The sequence below is a fragment of the Acidimicrobiales bacterium genome, from assembly GCA_036378675.1.
Taxonomy (GTDB): domain Bacteria; phylum Actinomycetota; class Acidimicrobiia; order Acidimicrobiales; family Palsa-688; genus DASUWA01.
On the sequence record DASUWA010000001.1, the window covers coordinates 72383 to 92345 of the forward strand.

The 19963-nt window shown below is 65.0% G+C and carries 22 protein-coding genes; 9 read left to right on the forward strand and 13 right to left on the reverse strand.

All coding sequences use genetic code 11. The features are described from left to right. Positions 1–2: 2 nt before the first annotated feature. From prcA to arc, 5 genes are all read right to left on the reverse strand, one after another. Entirely contained in the window at positions 3–734 is a 732-nt protein-coding gene (gene prcA, locus VFZ97_00370) for a proteasome subunit alpha (protein ID HEX6391864.1), read from the reverse strand. Next, entirely contained in the window at positions 731–1540 is an 810-nt protein-coding gene (gene prcB / locus VFZ97_00375; GenBank protein HEX6391865.1) for a proteasome subunit beta, read from the reverse strand. The genes prcA and prcB overlap by 4 nt, the downstream gene beginning before the upstream one ends. Positions 1541–1588: 48 nt before the next feature. Next, positions 1589–1786, reverse strand: coding sequence for a ubiquitin-like protein Pup (locus VFZ97_00380; GenBank protein ID HEX6391866.1), 198 nt, complete (start codon positions 1784–1786; stop codon positions 1589–1591). Positions 1787–1800: 14 nt separating this feature from the next. After that, entirely contained in the window at positions 1801–3297 is a 1497-nt protein-coding gene (gene dop, locus VFZ97_00385; GenBank protein HEX6391867.1) for a depupylase/deamidase Dop, read from the reverse strand. A gap of 140 nt (positions 3298–3437) precedes the next feature. Beyond that, positions 3438–5207: a proteasome ATPase gene (arc, locus tag VFZ97_00390; protein ID HEX6391868.1), complete on the reverse strand. Its 1770-nt coding sequence runs from the start codon at positions 5205–5207 to the stop codon at positions 3438–3440. 216 nt (positions 5208–5423) lie between these two features. On the opposite strand from arc, the gene VFZ97_00395 reads away from it, so the two are divergent. Further along, positions 5424–5657, forward strand: a complete 234-nt coding sequence (locus VFZ97_00395; GenBank protein ID HEX6391869.1) for a ferredoxin — start codon at positions 5424–5426, stop codon at positions 5655–5657. 7 nt (positions 5658–5664) lie between these two features. Here the strand turns inward: VFZ97_00395 and VFZ97_00400 are convergent, their stop codons facing one another. The 8 genes from VFZ97_00400 to dacB form a co-directional block, all read right to left on the reverse strand. After that, positions 5665–6834 carry a MarP family serine protease gene (locus VFZ97_00400; GenBank protein HEX6391870.1) on the reverse strand — a complete coding sequence of 390 codons (1170 nt, stop codon included), beginning with the start codon at positions 6832–6834 and terminating at the stop codon, positions 5665–5667. Between the two features lie 14 nt (positions 6835–6848). Then, positions 6849–7637 (reverse strand): tRNA (adenine-N1)-methyltransferase, encoded by a 789-nt coding sequence (locus VFZ97_00405; GenBank protein HEX6391871.1) that lies wholly within the window; start codon positions 7635–7637, stop codon positions 6849–6851. Next, positions 7634–8542 carry a tRNA(Ile)-lysidine synthetase gene (locus VFZ97_00410; protein ID HEX6391872.1) on the reverse strand — a complete coding sequence of 303 codons (909 nt, stop codon included), beginning with the start codon at positions 8540–8542 and terminating at the stop codon, positions 7634–7636. The genes VFZ97_00405 and VFZ97_00410 overlap by 4 nt, the downstream gene beginning before the upstream one ends. Next, positions 8539–8730 (reverse strand): MoaD/ThiS family protein, encoded by a 192-nt coding sequence (locus VFZ97_00415; GenBank protein ID HEX6391873.1) that lies wholly within the window; start codon positions 8728–8730, stop codon positions 8539–8541. The genes VFZ97_00410 and VFZ97_00415 overlap by 4 nt, the downstream gene beginning before the upstream one ends. Before the next feature lie 32 nt (positions 8731–8762). Beyond that, positions 8763–8975 (reverse strand): hypothetical protein, encoded by a 213-nt coding sequence (locus tag VFZ97_00420; GenBank protein ID HEX6391874.1) that lies wholly within the window; start codon positions 8973–8975, stop codon positions 8763–8765. A gap of 82 nt (positions 8976–9057) precedes the next feature. Then, a complete protein-coding gene (locus VFZ97_00425; GenBank protein ID HEX6391875.1) occupies positions 9058–9300 on the reverse strand; it encodes a hypothetical protein in 243 nt (80 codons plus the stop codon). Between the two features lie 8 nt (positions 9301–9308). Next, complete coding sequence (locus VFZ97_00430; GenBank protein ID HEX6391876.1) at positions 9309–9638, reverse strand: hypothetical protein; 330 nt, start codon at positions 9636–9638, stop codon at positions 9309–9311. 45 nt (positions 9639–9683) lie between these two features. Further along, entirely contained in the window at positions 9684–11240 is a 1557-nt protein-coding gene (gene dacB, locus VFZ97_00435; protein ID HEX6391877.1) for a D-alanyl-D-alanine carboxypeptidase/D-alanyl-D-alanine-endopeptidase, read from the reverse strand. A gap of 136 nt (positions 11241–11376) precedes the next feature. Between dacB and VFZ97_00440 the strand changes: the two genes are divergently transcribed. The 8 genes from VFZ97_00440 to VFZ97_00475 are packed head-to-tail and all read left to right on the forward strand — an operon-like array spanning position 11377 to position 19960. Then, the gene (locus VFZ97_00440) at positions 11377–12138 is read left to right on the forward strand and encodes a fatty acid desaturase (GenBank protein ID HEX6391878.1); all 762 of its coding nucleotides are present in this window, start codon (positions 11377–11379) and stop codon (positions 12136–12138) included. Positions 12139–12175: 37 nt separating this feature from the next. Continuing rightward, entirely contained in the window at positions 12176–12565 is a 390-nt protein-coding gene (locus VFZ97_00445; protein ID HEX6391879.1) for a hypothetical protein, read from the forward strand. 44 nt (positions 12566–12609) lie between these two features. Then, the gene (gene tkt, locus VFZ97_00450; protein HEX6391880.1) at positions 12610–14613 is read left to right on the forward strand and encodes a transketolase; all 2004 of its coding nucleotides are present in this window, start codon (positions 12610–12612) and stop codon (positions 14611–14613) included. A 12-nt stretch (positions 14614–14625) separates the two neighbouring features. Beyond that, positions 14626–15726, forward strand: coding sequence for a transaldolase (gene tal, locus VFZ97_00455; protein ID HEX6391881.1), 1101 nt, complete (start codon positions 14626–14628; stop codon positions 15724–15726). 5 nt (positions 15727–15731) lie between these two features. Next, positions 15732–17261 (forward strand): glucose-6-phosphate dehydrogenase, encoded by a 1530-nt coding sequence (zwf, locus tag VFZ97_00460; protein ID HEX6391882.1) that lies wholly within the window; start codon positions 15732–15734, stop codon positions 17259–17261. After that, positions 17246–18226 carry a glucose-6-phosphate dehydrogenase assembly protein OpcA gene (locus tag VFZ97_00465; GenBank protein ID HEX6391883.1) on the forward strand — a complete coding sequence of 327 codons (981 nt, stop codon included), beginning with the start codon at positions 17246–17248 and terminating at the stop codon, positions 18224–18226. Before zwf ends, VFZ97_00465 begins: the two co-directional genes overlap by 16 nt. A 25-nt stretch (positions 18227–18251) precedes the next feature. Continuing rightward, a complete protein-coding gene (gene pgl / locus VFZ97_00470) occupies positions 18252–18917 on the forward strand; it encodes a 6-phosphogluconolactonase (protein ID HEX6391884.1) in 666 nt (221 codons plus the stop codon). Then, positions 18914–19960: an LOG family protein gene (locus VFZ97_00475; protein HEX6391885.1), complete on the forward strand. Its 1047-nt coding sequence runs from the start codon at positions 18914–18916 to the stop codon at positions 19958–19960. The genes pgl and VFZ97_00475 overlap by 4 nt, the downstream gene beginning before the upstream one ends. The last annotated feature ends 3 nt before the right edge of the window (positions 19961–19963 follow it).

The window sequence follows — 19963 nt, forward strand, 5'->3', positions numbered from 1 at the left end:
TCTTACGATCCTTCCACCTGGGAGCCTCCGTCGACTCCCGCGGTGGCCCCGCCTGACGAGCCGAGCGCGGAGGCCACCTCGTCGTCCTCCAGCCGGCGGAACGCCCGCCGCCCGTTGGTCCTGGCCAGCACCGCAACTTCGAGGTCGGCGGCAACCGGTTCGCGTTCCGGCCCGGAGAGCGCTTTGGCCGCGGCGGAGACGGCCCCGTTCAGGTCCCAGCCCCCCTGAAACGTGTCTCGCATCCGACCGGAGATGGCTTCGGCTTCACCGCCGAGCACGGAGTAGCGGTCCTCGTCGACGACCGAACCGTCGTAGAGGATGTGGAACATCTGATCCTCTCCGGCGACCGCACCGACCTCGGCGACGAGGATCTCGACCTCGAGCGGCTTCACCTCATGGGTGAAAACGTTGCCCATGTACTGCGCGTACAGGTTGGCGAGGGACCGCGCTTCGACGTCCTCGCGACTGAATTGGTATCCCTTCACATCGGCGTGCTGGACGCCGGCACGCCGCAAGGAGTCGAACTCGTTGTATCGACCGACCCCGGCGAAGGCGATCCGGTCGTAGATCTCGCTGATCTTGTGCAGCGACTTGGACTGGTTCTCGGCACAGATCACGATCCCGTCGGTGTAGACCGTCGCCACCAGCGGGCGCCCGCGCGCGATGTTCTTGCGCGCGAAGTCCGCCTTGTCCTTCATGAACTGCTCGGGCGCGACGTAGAACGGCATGCTCATCGCTGGTTCACTCCCGCGACGACCGAAGCGAACCGCTCGGCGACCTCCTGCTCGCTTACAAGCTTGAAGCCCTCCGCGTTGATAGTCGCAACAGTCGGGTAGATGCCGCGCACCGTGTCGGGGCCGCCCGTCGCCGAGTCCTCGTCCGCCGCCTGCCACAAGGCGTTCACGGCGAGTTCGATCGCCTCTTCCCGGCTCAGGTCCGGCCGCCAGCCGAGCTTCACCGTGGTCCTGGCGTCTCGCCCGCCGGACCCGTCGGCGTGAAAGTCGGTCTCCTCGTAACGGCCCCCGGTCGGGTCGTAGGTGTAGATCCTGCCTACCCCGCGCCTGGTGTCGAACCCTGCGAAAAGTGGGACAACAACGAAACCCTGCAGGGCCATCTGCAGGTTCGAGCGGACCATCTGCGACAGCTGATTGGCCTGACCTTCCAGGCTGATCGGAGCACCTTCGACCTTCTCGTAGTGCTCCAGCTGGAGTTGGAAGAGCTTCACCATCTCCATCGCGGGACCGGCGGCGCCGGCGATGGCGACGGCACTGTGCCGGCCCGCCTGGTGCACCTTCTCCATCGTCCGGTGAGCGATCGAAGACCCGGCGGTGGCGCGGCGGTCACCAGCCATGACAACTCCGTCGGCGTAGCGGATCGCCACGATGGTCGTCCCGTGACGGATGTCGAAGCTCCGCAACCCTTCAGATGTCACTGAACCGTCGGGCCTCGTAGGCGAAAAAGGGTGGATCCCAACCTTCCGCAGCACCTCAGTGAAGCTGGGCCCCGGCCCGTCTTCGGGCTTGAACATGGGAAGGGTCATAGGGTCCGCGACCCTACTGTGATCTAAGCCCGTTGCGCGGCGACGGGCTCACTCACCGCCCTTCTGGACGTAGCTGCGAACGAACTCCTCGGCGTTCTCCTCGAGCACCTCGTCTATCTCGTCCAGAAGGTCGTCGAGCTCGGCCTTGAGCTCCTCGCCCTTCTTGTTGGTCGTCGGGACTTCCTCGACCGTCTCTTCTTCAGTTCGGCTCGGCGCTTGCTTTCGGATCTGCTCTCGTTCTGCCATGGGGTCTGTTCCTCCTACGAGCCCAGTCGCTCAAGAAGCTCGGCGGGGCTGGACACGCTACTCAGCAATTCTTCGACATGTGAGCGGGTTCCCCTCAGTGGTTCCATCATCGGAACCCGCCGGAGGGGGTCGCCTCCAAGGTCGAACACTAGGGAATCCCAGTTGGCGGCGGCTATCGAGGAACCCCACTTCTGCAGGCATTTGCCCCGGAAGTAGGCCCTGGTCGTTTCCGGAGGCTCGGTGACCGCCGTCTCAATCGAAGCCGGATCGAGGATGGTTTCCATCCCCAGACGGGCGTATAGCGAGCGCTGGGGAGTCACGTCGTGATACTGCAAGTCCATAGCCGCGAGCTTGTGGTCCTTCCATGAAAGGCCATGGCGCTCGCGATACGCGTTGACAAGCCGGTACTTGGCAACCCAGTCAAGCTGGGATGAAAGGGTCATCGGATCTGATTCCAGACCGGCGAGAACCTGTTCCCAGCGGCGCAGGATGTCCCGGCCGATTTCGTTGCCCCCGACGGAGTCGAGGCCGCGCTCTTCTGCGTACTTCCTGGCCAGGTCGAGGTACTCCCACTGCATCTCGAGGGCGGTCATCGAACGGCCGTCTGCCAGGTCGAGCGGGAGGCTCAGGTCCATGTCGTAGGACACACGCCTCATGGCGCTGACCGGCGACTGCAGGGAAAATTCCCGGTTTGCCCGGGCAAACCAGTCGTCCTCGATCATGGAAAGCACGAGCGAGGTTGTACCCACCTTGAGGAAATTGGCGACCTCGGACATGTTTGCGTCGCCCACTATCACGTGCAGACGCCGGTATTTCTGGGCGTCGCAGTGAGGCTCGTCGCGGGTGTTGACAATCGGCCTCTTCAGGGTGGTCTCCAACCCGACTTCTTCTTCGAAAAAATCGGCGCGCTGCGTCAGCTGGAAGTCGATTTCCCGTCCCGATGGTGGCGATTCGGACCCCACCTTCCCCGCCCCGGTGAAGATTTGGCGGGAAACGAAATGGGGCATCACGTGGGTGACGATCCGCCCGAACGGCACGGACCGGTCCATCAGATAGTTCTCGTGGGTTCCGTACGAGTTGCCCTTGCCGTCGGAGTTGTTCTTCAGGACGACCAGGCTCTGTCCCGGCGGCAGCAACCTCGAGGCCGCCTCTATGGAGATCGCCAGGATCCTCTCCCCCGCCTTGTCGTAGCGGATTACCTCGTAGGCGTTCGAGCACTCGGGCGTCGAGTACTCGGGGTGCGCGTGGTCGACGTAGTAGCGCGCGCCGTTGGTCAGAACCGCGTTTACCAGGTGGGTCTCGACTTCCGGGGGCATCGATCCCTCCCGGGCGAAGCCCCTCGCGTCACGGCCCGGAGACTCGTCCTCGAAGTCCCACTCGACCTTCCGGTTCAGCTCGGCGACGTACGCGTTGATGAGGGTCGAAGAGGCCGCGATCGGGTTCGGTTCGGCGGCGCCACGGATGACGATCCCGTACTCCGTCTCCATGCCGAGGACCTTGACTATCGCCACGGCGTGCTCCGATCCTGGATCACGGTCCGACGTTATCCCTCCGGAACCTCGTCGCGGGTGAGGGTTGTCGCCGAGTTGGGGAGCCCCGCAAGAGGTTGTTCCCCCGCGGAGCGAAACTCAGAGTTACTGGCTGATGGGTCTCATAGATATTGGCCTGTCGTGACTCGCTCGATGGATCTGCCGCCGGTCGTTTCGTCGCCTTGCGACATGAGGGTCCGGATGTAGACGATCCGCTCGCCCTTCTTCCCGGAGATCTTCGCCCAGTCGTCGGGGTTGGTCGTGTTCGGAAGATCCTCGTGCTCCTTGTACTCCTGCTTGATGGAGTCGAGCAGATCTCGTGTGCGGATGCCCCGGCCTTCGCCGGCGATGGTCCGTTTGATCGCGAGCTTCTTGGCGCGGCGGACGATGTTCTCGATCATCGCTCCGGAAGCGAAGTCCTTGTAGTAGAGGACCTCTTTGTCGCCGTTCTGGTAGGTCACTTCGAGGAACTGGTTCTCTTCGTCCGCCCGGTACATCTCGGCGACCGTCTTCTCGATCATGAGCTGCACGGCCTTGCCACGGTCGCCGCCTCCAGCCCCGGTTACCTCGTCCTCTGCCAGAGGTAGATCGGAGGTCAGGTACCGGGCGAAGATCTGGGCTGCCGCATCCAGGTCGGGGCGCTCGATCTTGATCTTCACGTCGAGACGACCCGGGCGCAGGATCGCCGGGTCGATCAGGTCTTCCCTGTTCGAGGCGCCGATGACGATCACATTGCGCAGCGTTTCGACACCGTCGATCTCGGCAAGAAGCTGGGGCACGATCGTGGATTCCATGTCCGAGCTGATCCCGGTTCCGCGGGTGCGAAACAAGGAGTCCATCTCGTCGAAGAAGACGATCACCGGGACGCCCTCTTCACTTTTTTCCCTGGCTCTTTGGAAGACCAGGCGGATCTGGCGTTCGGTCTCTCCGACGTACTTGTTGAGAAGCTCCGGGCCCTTGATGTTCAGGAAGTAGCTCCGCGCCGCGCTGTCGCCGGAGCGCTCGGCGACCTTTTTGGCCAGGGAATTAGCCACCGCCTTGGCGATGAGCGTTTTGCCGCAGCCCGGCGGCCCGTAAAGGAGGATGCCCTTCGGCGCCGGCAACCTGTGCTCGACGAAGAGCTCGCGATGCAGGAACGGAAGCTCCACCGCGTCGGTGATCGCCTCTATTTGCCGGTCCAGACCTCCAACATCGGCGTAGGAGATGTCGGGTACCTCCTCGAGGACCAGCTCCTCCACCTCGGGGCGCGGCAGCTTTTCGAGAAGGAGGCCTGTCCGGCTGTCCATGAGCACCGAGTCCCCGGCACGCAGCTTCACGTCGGCCAGACCCTGCGCGATCTCTACGACCCGCTCCTCGTCAGCCCTTCCCACGATGATTGCGCGGCCGTCCTCCAGGCGCTCTTTGAGGGTGACCACCTCACCCGACTGCTCGGGGGACCGGGCGAGCACGACGTTTAGGGACTCGTTGAGGACCACCTCAGCGCCGCGGCTCAAAAGCTCCGCCTCTTCGGCTTCCAACTCCGGGTGGAGAGCGACGCGCATCTTTCGGCCACCGGAGAAAACGTCGACGGTGCCGTCGTCGTTGCGCCCGAGGAAGGTGCCGTAGGCCGACGGCGGTTGGGTCAGCTTGTCGACTTCTTCGCGAAGGGCGGCGATGTGCTCACGGGCCTCGCGAAGGGTGAAGGTCAGCCTCTCGTTCTGGGAGATCGCCTGCTGCAACTGCCCCTTCGTTTCGAGGAGTTTCTCCTCGAGCGTCCGCACCCGCTTGGGGGCGTCCTGCATCCTGCGACGCAGGCCGAGCATCTCTTCCTCGAGACCCTTGATCTGGTCGCGTAGTTCGGCGACCTCCTTCTCGTAGGCCGCAATCCGGGCGTAGGTTTCGGCGTCGCTCACTGGAGCACCTCGTTCCCTAACTTAGGGTGTGAACTTACCCCCATACTTGCGGCTTGGGAGTGATGGGCGAAGCTGTTTACCGCACCCGCCGGCGTGATAATCGACACGTTTGATCAACAATTGACACCGCGAGCCGGGCCTCTGTACCGTCGTTCGTTAGACTGGGGCGTAGAAACTCTGGTAACCCCCTGCCGAGGAACGAGGCTAAGCGACGCGATGAAGGTCTGGATCGATCAGGATCTGTGCACGGGAGACGGGCTCTGTGAGGAGATCGCGCCTGCCGTCTTCACCCTCCTCGATGATGGCCTTTCCTACGTCAAGGAGGGGGACAAGGTCTTCGACAACCCTGGTGGGCACGAGGGCCTGGCCGTTGTCCCTGACGGCATGGAGGACGCGACCAAAGAGGCAGCCGAGGAATGCCCCGGGGAGTGCATCTTCATAGAGGAGTAGAGCGCGCCTAACCGGTGAGGCAAGGCCCGGTTGACGTGCCCGACGGCGACCGCGGTTCGGCCAGCGCCGCCTGCAGCTCGCTGGAGTTGAGGGCGTACGAGGTACCGCTCTGGTCGGCGGAGATGGCGAAGGCCACCCCGATCACCGAGCCCGAAGTGCTGACCAGTGCCCCGCCGGAGTCGCCGTGCTGCAGCCCGGCAGCGAGGACCAGCACCTGCCGGCGGGTGGTGTGGCTGTCGTAGAGGTCCTGCCCGACCGCTATCTCCATCTGGGCGACCCTCGCCGGCGTGACCGCCAGCTGGTCCTGCCCCTCCGGGTGGCCGAACACCGCCCCTGTCTGCCCGACGTTCGGCGCCGCCATGGTCAGGGGAGCTTCGGGGAGCCCCCTAATCGAGAGCAGCGCGAGATCCCGGTTCGAATCGAACATGATCACGGTGGCGTGCATGGTTCGCCCGTCCGGAAGCAGTACCTCGGTGTTCCCTGCTGATTCTCCCGCTACCACGTGTGCATTGGTTACGACAAGGTCCGGTGCGATCGTGAAGCCGCTGCCCTCGTAGATCCGGTCGCAGGCCTGGCCCTCCACCTTGACAGTGGAAGCCGAGACCAGCGTCGTCACCGGCCCCGAAAGCGGGCTCGACGAAGGTGCAGCGCCGACGGAGCCCCCGGGGCGAAGCTCGGAGAACACCTGAGGCGCGTCCTGGCCGATGATCCGCCGCAGGACCTGCAGGGCATCGGGAGGGGTGGGCAGGTTGCGAGACACCCAGCGGGCGATACCCGAGCCGTTGGTGACCTGCGCCGGCCAGCCGGGCACCGAGGCGACCGAAGGAATAAGGAGCCAAAGCACCGCGATTACCCCCACCACTCCGAACACCGCGCCCACGACCCGGTCGGCCTGGCGGACCCGCCCAAGCGGCAGGGCGCTGTGGAGCCTCGACCCAAGAACCAATCCGGCGGCTTGGCCCGCCATGGCACCCCCGACGAGGAGCAGGATCGCCACGGTGAGCTGCACGCCGGGTGAGGACGAAGCCAGGTCCACGACCACCGTCGGCAGAAAACGCACCGCCAGGTAGAAGCCGAGCGCCAGGCCCACCCAGGACACGACCCTGCCGAGGAAACCGATCCGGTACCCGCCGATACCAGCGACGACGGCCAGAAGAACAAGTATTAAATCGAGCACGTCCATCCGTTAGGTCAGGACTCCGATTCGCCGGGCGACAGGAGCCGAGCCGAGGTGAGGAAACCGGTGTGGGCCACCATGCGGTGGTCGGGGCGGACGGACTGTCCCTCCACGTGCCAGCTCCGTTGGAGGACCTCCACGGTCTCTGCCATGCCGAAGGCGCTCCGGGAGAGGGTGTCTCTGAGGGTGCTGACCTGGTTGATGGTCGGCAGGTAGGACACCAGGATCCCGCCGGGAAGGAGGGCCTCCTCGGCGTGCTTGATCATCCTCCACGGCTCGGGCAAATCGAGGACGACGCGGTCGAAACCGTGCTCCTCGATCCCGTCGTACGCATCCCGGATGTTCACGTGATACTGGTCGAGCGCTACCGACCCGAGGAATCCGGCGACGTTCGCCTGTGCTCGCTGGGCGAAGTCCGGCCGCACCTCGTAACCGGTCACCTCGGCCCCGGCTCGCAGCAGGGCCATCGAGAGCGCGCCCGAGCCAAGGCCGGATTCGAAGACCTTGGCTCCCGGGAAGACGTCCGCCAGGATCAGGATCGGGCCGAGGTCCTTCGGGTAGATGACCTGGGCTCCGCGCGGCATTTTCAGGACGACCTCGGCCAGGGTGGGTCGCACCGCTGTGTATCGCGCTCCCCTGCTAGACCTGACCACCAAGCCCTCCTCGCGCCCGATGAGCTCGTCGTGGCTCACCGGCCCGGAGTGGGTGTGGAACTCCCCTCCCGCCTCTAGCCGCACCAGGTACCGGCGGCCCTTGGAGTCGAAGAGGAGCACACGCTCGCCGGGCTCGAACGGGCGGCTCATACCGCTCCCCCGGCGCGTTCGACCAACTTGCAGAAGGCGCAGACCTTGCTCACCGTCGGCGATCCGCACCCGGGGCAGGGATGCAGCCCCTCGCGCTCCTCCTCCGCCGCGTGCGCCACCATCGGTGCGATCCGATCGAGAAAACCGAAGTAGAAAGCGGCCTTCGAACCGGGTGAAGTCGATTCGATCTCGTTGAGAGCCTCCTTGTAGCCGAGGTGCCGGTTTCCCGCCGCCATCGGGCACTCCTCGACGATGTACTCGATGCCGCGAAGCACGCAGTAGGCCGCCGTCTCCCGCTCTGCGAGGCGAACGAGCGGCTTCACCTTCCGGGCGAATCCGTCGCCGCCCGGCAGCACCGGGTACTGGCGGCCGAGAAAGCCGAGGTCCCACCGCAGGACGTTGCCGAAAAGAACTGCCGCCTCGTCGTCAAGGTTGTGCCCGGTGGCGACCACGTCATACCCGCCGTCAAGAGCGGCCTTGTTGAACAGGTGCCGCTTGGAAAGCCCGCACGCCGAGCACGGCGCGCGGCGGGCCGCGGCCGATCCGGTGGGGATGTCGTAGCCGAAATCTGCCGGCAGGTCGATCTCGACAAGCGTGGCATTCCGCTTTCCCGCAAAATCCCTGGCGTAGTCCCCCGAGGGCTCGCTGTACCCGCTGATCCCCAGGCCGAGATACAAGCCGTCGGCGTCGTACCCGAGGTCGAGCAGCAGGTCCCAAAGGGCGAGCGAGTCCTTGCCGCCCGAGACGGCCACGAGCACCCGCTCTCCTTCGCTGATCATCTTGTACGAGTGGATCGCCTTCTCCACCTGGTCCCGGCAGTGCTTGAAGAAGCACTGCTGGCAGAAACCGGCGTTGTGCCGGCGGATGTCGATCACCGCCGGCGCACGACAAGATCTGCACTTCATCGCGCGCCACCCGATATGACCGGTCGCACCTCGACCGTCGCCGCGTCCGGAATGGTGGAGTCGCCCGTGACGAGGGTGCCATCGACTATGACGAGAACAGACTCGCGGTTCACCTCGAGCCGTGACAAAAGCGCCTGCACCGCCATCGGTCCGGCAAGTTCCAGCTCCCGCCTCGGGTTGCGGAGCATGACCTTCACGCTCCCATTGTCGCGTGGCAGCGTCAGTCGTGAGCCTCGTGGGTCACTCGGAACGATTCGCCAGGCTTGATCTCCTCCGAGAAGACGACCTCCGGCTCCCGCCGCAGCGCCCTCCGCGCGAGCCGGGCGACAAGTGCGGCACCGCCGATCACAACCCATACCCGGCTGCCCTCGCCGACGCCGCGATCCCATCCACGGCGGATCCCGAGCCGGATCGCCCGGTCGACCAGGGTCATACGGCCGGGCGTGGGGATGGGGTCCCCACGCTTCCCCAGAGGCGGGGCCAGATCGATGTAGCGGGGCCCCGCCGGGCAGATGTCACAGTCTGCGGATCTCGACCCAGGTGGTCTTGCGCTGGCCCCGCCGGCGCCCGAGGAGGAACGCCACGACAACAATCAGGATCACCGCGGCCACACCCGCCGACAAGGCCGCAGGTTTGGCGGTCTCCGCCTTCTCGTCGACTTCGCCGCGGATCTCACGAAGCTTGGAACGGATGTCGACCGCCTCGACGCGGCCGCCCGGTCCGCTTCCCTTGACGCCGGATGTGTCGACCGCAGGCATCCGGGGCATCAGCGAAGACCCCGCGTGATCCGGCTCACGGCCCATCCGATGCCGCACACGGCCACGGCGATCCCTCCTGTGTAAGGCACCCAGGTGAGGTCACCGTGGAGATGCGATCCGGTCTCGTTCTGCAAGATTCGCACGGCGCTCAGGATCAGCAGCGCACCGCCGAGTGCGATGAGTATCGCTCCTGCGATGCCGAAGGTCACGAACCGTCCGAGTTCCCTCAGCGGATCGAGAGTCTCCTGCTTGGTGTACGCGACGACCAGGTTGAGTAGCTCGGTGGCGAGCGCGGACACCGACTTGTCGCTCTTCGATCTCGCGCCGCTCTGAGTCACGGGGTGCGATCCTTATCTGCGGCTTCACTTCCGCGCAAGGATCGGTCACCCGCCGGGCTGTGGCTCCAGCAACTTCATGGGCGGAAGGTTCGGGTACCCGGCAAGCGCGATTCCGACCTTGTCCGAGACGTCCTCGGCGATCGTGTCCGGGAGGCCGTTAAGAATCAACGAGAAGACCAGCGGTTCTCCAAGCGCCGGCGTCGGGGGCGTGCCGGAGGGCGGCAGCACAAAACCGCTGAGGCTCACGACGTTGTCGAGGCTGCCCGTCTTGGCAATAAGCCTTCCCTGTGCAGGAGTACCGGTCATTCTCCCGACGAGGGTCCCGGTCTTGCCCGCGATCGGCAACCCCTTTGCGATGACACCGGTGGGCCCGGCCCTCTCCAGGGCGTCCACGATCAGGTCGCAGCTCGCCCGATCCGAGCGGTCCAATCCGGACCCGTCCACCTGTACGAGCTGATCGACCGGAAGCCCGTCGGCCTGCAGGTCCGCCCGTATGGCCGCAACTCCCGCCTTAGTGGTCCCTTGCTGCGATTGCTGGTAGCCGAGCTCCTTTGTAAAAAGCTCCGCAGCGGTGTCGTCGCTCACGCTCAGCATCGCGTCCAGCTCGTCCGTGAGGGGCGCGCTGTCGATCGCTGTGACCACGGCCGTGGTACCGGGGGTGAACCCGCTTCGCGCACCACCGTCGACCCTCACTCCGTCGTTGCGCAGCAACGTCTCGAATGCTTGTGCCGCCTGACCCACGGGGTCCGTCGCGGCAGCAAACGCGAGTGCAGCAGAGTTGCTCGTCTCCCCCGGCCTTGTTGCGGGAGGAGGTCTGGGGGTTGGCGGCTTGGGAGCATCCGGAGCGCCGCCGGGCGGCGGAGGGGGTGGGACCGTGGTCGTCGTGGTCGTGGTGGTGTTGGGAACGAAACCGTCGTTGACTTCGAGTGCGCTCAAAGGACCGACGTCACCTTCGGTGGTGTAGATCGGCTTCCACGAGGGGACGATCCGTTGGCTGTCGTAACGGCCCGCGTCGCCAACGATCGACCCGGTCACTTCCGTCACGCCAGACTGGCGCACCTGTTCGGCGAGCTTGTCGAGAGAAGTAAAGACCGTGCCGCCGCCGGCGGTTCCGCCCCCATATGACGAAGTTCGCAGGTCGGGGTCCCCTCCGCCGACCAGGTACAGATTCCCGAAGACGATCCCACCGGAGGGAGGACTCGCCGACCGGACGCTTGTGACGAACTTGTCGGATCCGCCGAGGCGGTCGAGAACGGCTGTCGCGGTAAGGATCTTGAGGTTCGACGCTGGGATGAACATCTTGTCGGCATAGGAGGCGAAGATCGTTGCGTTGCCCTGTGTGACGAGCAGGCAACCCGAAGGCAGACCGCCCGACGTCAGCGCTTGGCCCACTACGCGTTGGAGCGCGGCGCCGAGTCGTTGCGCGGATGCGGTCCCAGCCAACCAGTCGGGCACCCTCCGAACAGACAGGACCGAGGTCGGAAGGAGGTCCTGGCCCGGTCGCTGCGCGCCATTACCCGCAGCGGCCGCCGGTAGCCCCGTCGCCGTCCCTCCCACTCCCGCCAGGGCGACCACGATCGCCCCGATGCCCAGCCGCGACATCAAGGGACAGAAAATAGACGACGTCATGCCCCCTCCCGCGTCAACTCCCCAGACCCGAACTTGTTCCGAGCGACTCGGATCTACGAATGGCTCTGCCGCGGGGTCAACTGAGCAACCCCTCGACTAGCGTTGGCGCGTGCCCGGCATCCTCATCGCAATCCTGGCCGGCCTGGCTGTCTGCCAGGTCGCCATCGTCCTGACGACCGTTTTCCTCCACAGGACCCTTTCACACCGTGCGATCACGATGTCGCCGGCGCTCCGATTCGCCTGCCGGGCGATGCTCTGGATCACGACCGGCATCCGACCCCGCCAGTGGGTGGGCGTCCATCGCCGGCACCATGCTTTCACCGACGTAGAAGGAGACCCGCACTCCCCGCTCCTCGAGGGTTTCGCGACTGTCCAGTTCGGCAATGTTCTGTTGTACCGCAAGGCTGCCCGGGACGGCGTCACCGTCGAGAAGTACGCAAAGGACGTACCGGCAGACCGGTGGGACCGGGTCCTCTTCGACCACGCCCTCGTGGGGCTAGGCGTCGGGATCGGCTTGCTGGCGCTGGTTTTCTGGGGCAACTGGCTTCTCGTGGCCATCGCCGCGGCCACCCATGTCGTCTCCTATCTCGGACTCAATTCGGCGGTGAACGCCGTCGGCCACTCCTTCGGGCGCCGGCCCTTCAAGGGTCTCGCCGCCAACTCGCAATGGCTTGCCTGGCTAACCGCGGGTGAAGGACTCCACTCGAACCACCACGCGGCGCCCACATCGGCGCGACTCTCGATGCAACGGGGGGAAATCGATCCCGGTTGGTGGTTCATCAGCGTTGCTAAGAAGCTGCGCTGGCTGACGGTGCGGCACCTGGAGCCTCGTCTGTCGACGAACGCCCGCCAACCCGCCAAGGCAGCCTGAACCCCTAGCTCGACTTCACCCCAACACGGACTTCAACATGGACATCGTTTCCGCTCTCTTCGTCGAGAACATCGACCTTCGACCGGTTCCGGGTCCGTCGACCCGCATCGACCTGACGGGGATCATGTTCTCCACGCCGGCGCCCGCCGATCCGCCCGTGACGATCACGCCGCATTTGATCGTGCTGGTCCGGTGCCGGCAGGACGAGGACGGCCAAGGGATACTCGAGGTCGTTTTCAAGGACGAGGACGGCGAGCAGGTCGCCCGCAACGTGTCGCCCTTCCAGGTCGAGCCGGGGAAGTTCACGTACCGGCTGGTGCGCGGCGAACTCGAATACAAGAAGCTCGGAACCATCGAGGCCAACTGCCGCCTCCTCCCTGACGGTCCTGTCACCGTCGTCCCCCTTACCCTGCTGGCAGTGTTGTAACACTCTTGTCTCGCGTGCGTCCGGGGCCTGGATAGGGTTGGCCCATGACGGATCGGGACCTGGAGCAGCTCGGCATCAACGTCATCAGGGGCTTGGCGATGGACGCCCCTCAGAAAGCGAACTCGGGCCATCCGGGCACCGCGATGGCACTCGCGCCGCTGGCCCACGTGCTGTGGACGAGGATCATGAAGTTCGACCCGACCGACCCGGATTGGCCCGACCGCGACCGGTTCGTTCTCTCGTGCGGCCACGCGTGCATCCTCCTCTATTCGATGCTCTACCTGACCGGGTACGGGGTGGAGATCGAAGACCTCAAGCAGTTCCGCCAGCTTCACAGCCGAACACCTGGCCACCCGGAGGTTCACGATCTGCCAGGGATAGAGGTCACCACCGGCCCGCTGGGTCAGGGCTTCGCCAACGGTGTCGGCCTTGGTGCCGCCGAACGGCTTCTCAGGGCCCGGTTCGGCTCCGATGTCGTCGACCACCACACCTTCGTCATCTGCAGCGACGGCGATCTCATGGAAGGGATAAGCCACGAAGCCGGTTCGCTCGCAGGCCACCTGCAGTTGGGCCGCCTCATCTACATCTACGACGACAACCACATCACCATCGACGGACCGACCGAGATCACTTACGGGGACGACGCGGCGAAGCGCTTCGAAGCCTACGGCTGGCACACCGAGCGTCTCGGCGAGATCGCCAACGACACCGACGCGCTCGAAGCGGCGATAAGAAGGGCGATGGCCGTCGAGGACCGGCCGAGCATGCTGGTGCTCAGGAGCCACATCGGGTACCCCGCGCCGCACATGACCGACAACCCGAAAGCGCATGGCTCCCCCCTGGGCGAGGACGAGGTTCGTGCCACCAAGGAGATCTTGGGGCTTCCACCGGAGCAGACGTTCTGGGTCCCCGACGAAGTCCTCGGCATGTATCGCGAGGCGATCCCTCGAGGTCAGGCTGTTCGAGCCGAATGGGACAAACGTCTGGCAGGCTGGACACGCGACAGAACCGAATGGGACGCGGTGTGGTCCTCTGGAACCCTGCCCGGCTGGCACGAGAAGCTTCCCAACTGGGACCAGCCCGGCGAAAAGATCGCCACCCGGGTCGCCGCGAACAAGATTCTGAACGCCGTCTTCCCGCACGTCCCAGCGATGGTCTCGGGCGGAGCGGATCTGACCGGAAACACGGGTACCAAGCTCGACGACACACCGCGCCAAGGTGTTAAGAACCCGGAAGGAAGGGCGTTCGCCTTCGGTGTACGCGAGCACGGAATGGGCGGGGTAATGACAGGTATGTCGCTACACGGAGGGGTTCTGCCCATCGGGGGCACCTTCTTCGTATTCAGCGACTACATGCGGGGATCGGTGCGTCTCGCCGCGCTGTCCGAAGCCAAGGTCATCTACTTCTGGTCCCACGACTCCGTCGGTTTGGGCGAGGACGGACCGACCCACCAGCCGATCGAGCAGCTTGCCGCCATGAGGGCTATGCCTGGCCTCCGGGTAATCAGGCCGGCGGACGCCAACGAATGCGCCCAGGCCTTCCGCGTGGCGGTTGAGAGCGACGGGCCGACGGCGCTCATCCTGACCCGTCAGAGCATTCCCGTTCTCGAGGGAACTCACGAGCTGGCGTCAAACCTCCAACGAGGCGCGTATGTGCTCATGAACGGCAACGAAGACCCGGACATTGTCCTGATCGGCACCGGATCGGAGGTTTCAGTATGCATGGAGGCCGCCAAGATCCTCGCCGACGAAGGGATTACCGCCCGGGTCGTCTCGATGCCCAGCTGGGACCTGTTCGAGGACCAGGAGGACGACTACCAGGATTCTGTGCTCGGCCCGGGGGCCCCGGTCTTGTCGGTGGAGGCGGCATCGTCGTTCGGGTGGTCCCGTTGGGCGGACGAGTCTGTGTCGATCGACCATTTCGGCGCGTCGGCTCCCGGAGACCAGGTTCTCGCCGAGTTCGGGTTCACCCCTGAGAACGTCGCCGAGCGGGCGAGGCAACTCTTCGACGAGCTCGGGTATTTCTCAGATGACGAGGACGACGAGTAGGAGGAAGCCCCGATGACCAGGCTGCAAGACCTCTACAAGCAGTGCGGGCAGAGCCCGTGGTTGGACAACTTGACTCGGACCGCAATCCAGGGCGGTGGTCTGGCCAAGCTGGTCGGATCGGGCATCCGGGGGGTCACCTCTAATCCCACCATCTTTCAGAAGGCGATGACCGGCTCGGACGCCTACGACGATCAGTTCAGACAGCTGATTGCCAAGGATTCCATCGAAGCGGCTTTCTGGGATATGGCCATCGACGACGTCACGAACGCTTGTGGCGTGCTCCGTCCAGTCCACGACGAAAGCGGCGGCACCGACGGGTTCGTGTCTCTCGAGGTGTCTCCGGCTCTGGCATCCGACACGGCCGCGACGATCGAAGCGGCGAGATCGCTGCACGCGCGGATTTCGCTTCCGAACCTGATGGTCAAGATCCCCGCCACGGAGGAGGGTGTACCTGCGATCAAGGCAATGATCTCCGAGGGCCGCAACATCAACGTCACCCTCATATTCAGTCTCGACCGGTACGCCGAGGTCATCGAGGCCTACCTGTCGGGTCTGGAAGCTCTCGCGACAGCGGGGGGCGACCTTGCGAAGGTGCACAGCGTCGCCTCCTTCTTCGTCAGCCGGGTCGACACCGAAGTGGATCGCCGGCTCCAGGGTGTCAGCGGTGCCGAAGACCTCGCCGGAAAGGCCGCCGTCGCCCAAGCGAAGTTGGCGTACTCGTTGTTCAAGGAGCACTTCTCGGGGCCCTGGTGGGATGCGCTGAAGGCGAAGGGCGCCCACCCCCAGCGGCCGTTGTGGGCGTCGACTTCGACCAAGAACCCCGCCTATCCAGACCTGCTCTACGTCGACAACCTCATCGGACCCGACACGGTCAACACGTTGCCCGATCACACCATCGACGCGTTCCAGGATCACGGCACCGTTAAACGCACGGTCGACACCGGGGTGGACGCAGCGCGAAGCGAGCTGGATCGGCTTGCAGCCGCAGGCATCGACATGGCTGACGTGTCGAACGTGCTCGAGCAGGAGGGGGTCGCCTCGTTCCTCAAAAGCTACGACGAACTCCTTCAAGCACTGTCCGACAAGGCCAACGCGCTCAGCGGGGGCGGGTGAATTCAGTGAGCGACCAGAGCAGCGCTCCCCCCAATCCGCTCGCCGAAGGTCTGAACAGCTCCCGCACCGCTCCACCGGGAATTCTGGTCGTGATGGGAGCGTCAGGGGACTTGACCGCCAGGAAGCTGCTCCCAGCCTTGGAGCGTCTGTCGCGCCGGAGGCTTTTGCCTCAGTCCTTCGCCGTGGTGGGCGTCGCCAGGACTCCCATGGACGACGAGGGCTTCCGGCAGGTGATGACAAAGGCGGTACCAGACGCCGGGCCGGCATGGTCCGACGTCGTGAAACACAGCCGGTACGTGGCCGGGGACTACGTAGATCAGGCCACGTTCGCGACCCTGAAGTCGACTCTCGCGGACCTCGAAACCGAGATTGCGTCATCTGGGAACAGAACGTTCTACCTCGCCACGGTTCCGGCGGTGTTCGAGGAGGTCGCAGACCACCTGGGTCAGTCCGGTCTCAACCAACCCCCCAACGAGCAGTCGGCGGTGAGGCTGATCATCGAGAAGCCGTTCGGCAGGGACCTCGAAAGCGCCCGTCACCTCGACGCAACATTGCACCGCACCTTCGACGAGTCCCAGATCTACCGGATCGACCATTACCTCGGCAAGGAAACCGTCCTGAACGTTCTCGCGCTCCGCTTCGCCAACGCGATCTTCGAGCCACTGTGGAGCCGCAGCTACATCGACCACGTGCAGATCACCGTCGCCGAATCGCTCGGTGTCGAGAAGCGCGGCGGCTTCTATGAAACCGCGGGGGCCCTCCGGGACATCGTCCAGAACCACGTCATGCAGGTCCTCTCACTCACCCTCATGGAACCGCCGGCGAGCCTCGACGCTAACGACGTACGCGACGAGAAGGTCAAGGCTCTCCGTTCGGTCGTGATCCCGACCCCCGACGATGTCCTTGTGGATGTCGTCAGGGGTCAGTACGACTCGGGTTGGAGCGAGGGAGTTGCGGTCCCGGCATACCGCCAGGAGCCGGACGTCGACCCGCACAGCCACACTGAGACATACGTCGCGATGAGGCTTCGCGTCGACAACTGGCGGTGGGCGGGCGTCCCGATCTACATCCGCACGGGAAAGAGGCTCCCCAAGCGGCTCACCGAGGTCGCCCTCCAATTCCAGCGGGTCCCGCACTTGGCGTTCACGGCCGCCGAAGCCCGTCAGCTCCAGCCAAATGCGCTCGTCCTCCGCATACAACCCGACGAAGGCGTCGCGCTTCGCTTCGGCGCCAAGGTCCCCGGTCAGTCGTTCCAGGTGCGCGACGTGCTGATGGACATGTCCTACGGAACTTCCTTCATCGAAGAGGCCCCCGACGCGTACGAGAGGCTCCTCCTCGACGCGATGGTCGGCGATCCGACGCTCTTCATCCGCAGCGACGAAGTGGATCAGGCGTGGCAGATCGTCGACCCGATTCTCGAGACGTGGCACGGCGAACGGTCGGTTCCGTTGGCCGGCTACGCCGCGGGAACGTGGGGACCCAAAGCGGCCGACCAGCTCATAGAACGGGACGGAAGGCAGTGGCGGACGCCGTAGCGGTCGACACCTGGAGCGGACAAGGAGTGCGGCTTTCCGAGGTCGTCGCAGGCCTCGCCGACCTGAGGCACCAGTCCAAAGACGAGCGGTCCGCACGCACCACCGTGATGACACTCGTCGCAGTCGCGCCAGACGACGACCGCGCATACGCGGCGACTCGCGCCCTGCGGTCCCTCGGCGGGAGGCATCCCGCGCGGATCGTCATGCTGCGACCCGATCCGGACCAGGTGGCGAGCCTCGACGCCCGCGCGGCCCTCTTCACGGTCGAGAACGAGGGCCACGAAACCAACTTCGAGGAGGTCACCCTCACGGTCTGCGGGCAGGCGGCAAAACACCTGGATTCGTTGGTCGACGCTTTCACCGTGTCAGACCTGCCCGTTGCCCTCTGGTACGTCGGGTCCGTCCCCGATCCGACCGATCCCCTGCTGAAGGTCGCCACCGCCCTGCTCGTCGACAGCAGGGACGCCGCCGACACCGGGCGTTTCCGTCCTCTCCTCGAAGTCGCTCGCCGCCGCACGGTCAGCGACCTGTCCTGGATCCGCTTGCGCCCGTGGCGGGAGCTTCTGTCGGGGCTGTTCGATCCGCCCGAGTGCCGTCGCTGGCTACAAAGTGTCGAGTCGGTCACCGTCACCGGCAAGGTCGGTCCGCGCAAGATGCTGGGCGGCTGGTTGCTCGCCCAGCTCGGGCTGCAGCCACGTCAGGTCACTCTGCAAGACGCCCGCCACGTCGAGATTCACGTGACCTGCCGGGAAGGCACAGACGAAGCCACTTTCGAAGTGACGAGAGCCAATTCGGTCAAGGCGATATCCGCCCAAGCGGTGCTTCCCGACGGTCCGAGACCCCCCGCCGTCCACCCGTTGGCGGACGATCCGCTGGCCGTCTCCCTGTCCGAAGCTCTGACGAATCTGGCGCCTGACGTCATCTGGGAGAGGGCGCTGGCGACCGCAACTCTTCTCGGCGAGTGACCGACCCCCACTAACGTTCCCCCCCGTGAACGGTGAGCTTCGAGTCGTCGACGACCTTCCGGGCGAGTTCGCGTCGCTGGTGATCGCCGCGTACGAGAACCGGCCGGACGAACTGTTCTCGCTCGCGCTCACCTCGGGCAGCACGGCACGCCCCTGCTACGAGAGGCTCGCCGCCGAGAGTGGTGACGCCATCGACTGGCTGTCCGTCAACATCTACTGGGGCGACGAGCGCTGCGTCCCCCCGGATGACCCGGCATCGAACCAGCTTCTCGGGCGGCAGGCCCTGCTGGAGAAGGTCGGAGCTGCGAACGCGGTATATCCGATGAACTGCGACGAGGGCCCCGATGCTTACCAGCTCCGCCTGGGCGAGGTCGGCAAGCTCGATGTGATCCATCTCGGCATGGGCCCGGACGGGCACACCGCCTCGCTTTTTCCGAACTCTCCTGCACTCGACGCCGACCCGGGCCAGCTGGTGGCGCTGAACGAGGATCCTTCGGGGCGGAACCCGTACAAGCGGATGACATTGACATTTTCCGGGATCGCCCGTTCGCAGCTGGTGATCTTCACCGTCGCCGGCGAGTCCAAGCGCGCCGCGCTCAAAGCCGTAGTGGACGGGGCAGACCTCCCCGCGGGCCGGGTCACCTCCGACCGGGTGATCTGGCTAGCGGACCGCGACGCAGCGCCGCAGTGAGTGAGGTTCTGAACGACCAGCTGGCCGCCTTGTTGGACACCATCGGTGTCGCAGCAAACCGCGACCAGCTGATGGAGATCCTGGAAACCGTGGTGAACCTGGCGACTGATCACACCGACCGCCTCGACCTCAAGATCACCAACGCGGCGCTGAAGGAGATGCGTGAGGGGTTCGAGGTGTTCGCGCCCTACCGTCATCTGCCCAAGATCACCATGTTCGGCTCGGCGAGGACTCTCCCGACCGACCCGTTGTACGCCCAGGCAAGGGACCTCGCCCGGCTTCTCGCAGTGCACGGATGGTCCACCGTCACCGGAGCGGGTCCCGGGATCATGGCTGCAGGCCTCGAGGGTGCCGGCCCCGACCACGCGTTCGGAATCAACATCCGCCTTCCCTTCGAGCAGGGAGCCAACCAGTTCATCGCAGACAACCCGCGGCTTGTGTCCATGAAGTACTTCTTCACCCGCAAGCTGCTCCTCATCAAGGAATCGTTCGCCTACGCAGTGCTGCCGGGGGGATTCGGAACTCTCGACGAGGCGTTCGAGCTGCTCACCCTTATCCAGACCGGCAAGGCGGAACCGGGACCTGTGGTACTTCTCGAGGTTCCGGGCGGCAGCTACTGGCGGGGATGGGACCGCTTCGTTCACGAGGAGGTCGCATCGCGGAACCTCATAGCGCCAGTCGATACTTGTCTTTACAAGATCGTGGAAAAAGTTGAAGAGGCCGCCGCGGAGATCCTCGGCTTCTACAGGAACTATCACTCGATTCGCTGGGTCGGAGAGACGCTCGTGCTCCGGCTCATCAACAAGCCAACGGTCGAGGAGGTGGAGAGCCTGTCAGAAAGCTTCTCCGACATCGTCGAATCTCCCATTCGGATCCTCGACCGACCCCTCCCTGTCGAACGCCGTAACGAGGACTTCCCCGACCTGCCCCGGATTGCACTCCGCTTCGACCGGATCTCTTACGCAAGATTGCGGCAGTTGATCGACGAGTTGAACCGCCTTCCCAGCGCGCCACCAGCCCCGGTGGTGAGCTCTCCGCGTTGAGCA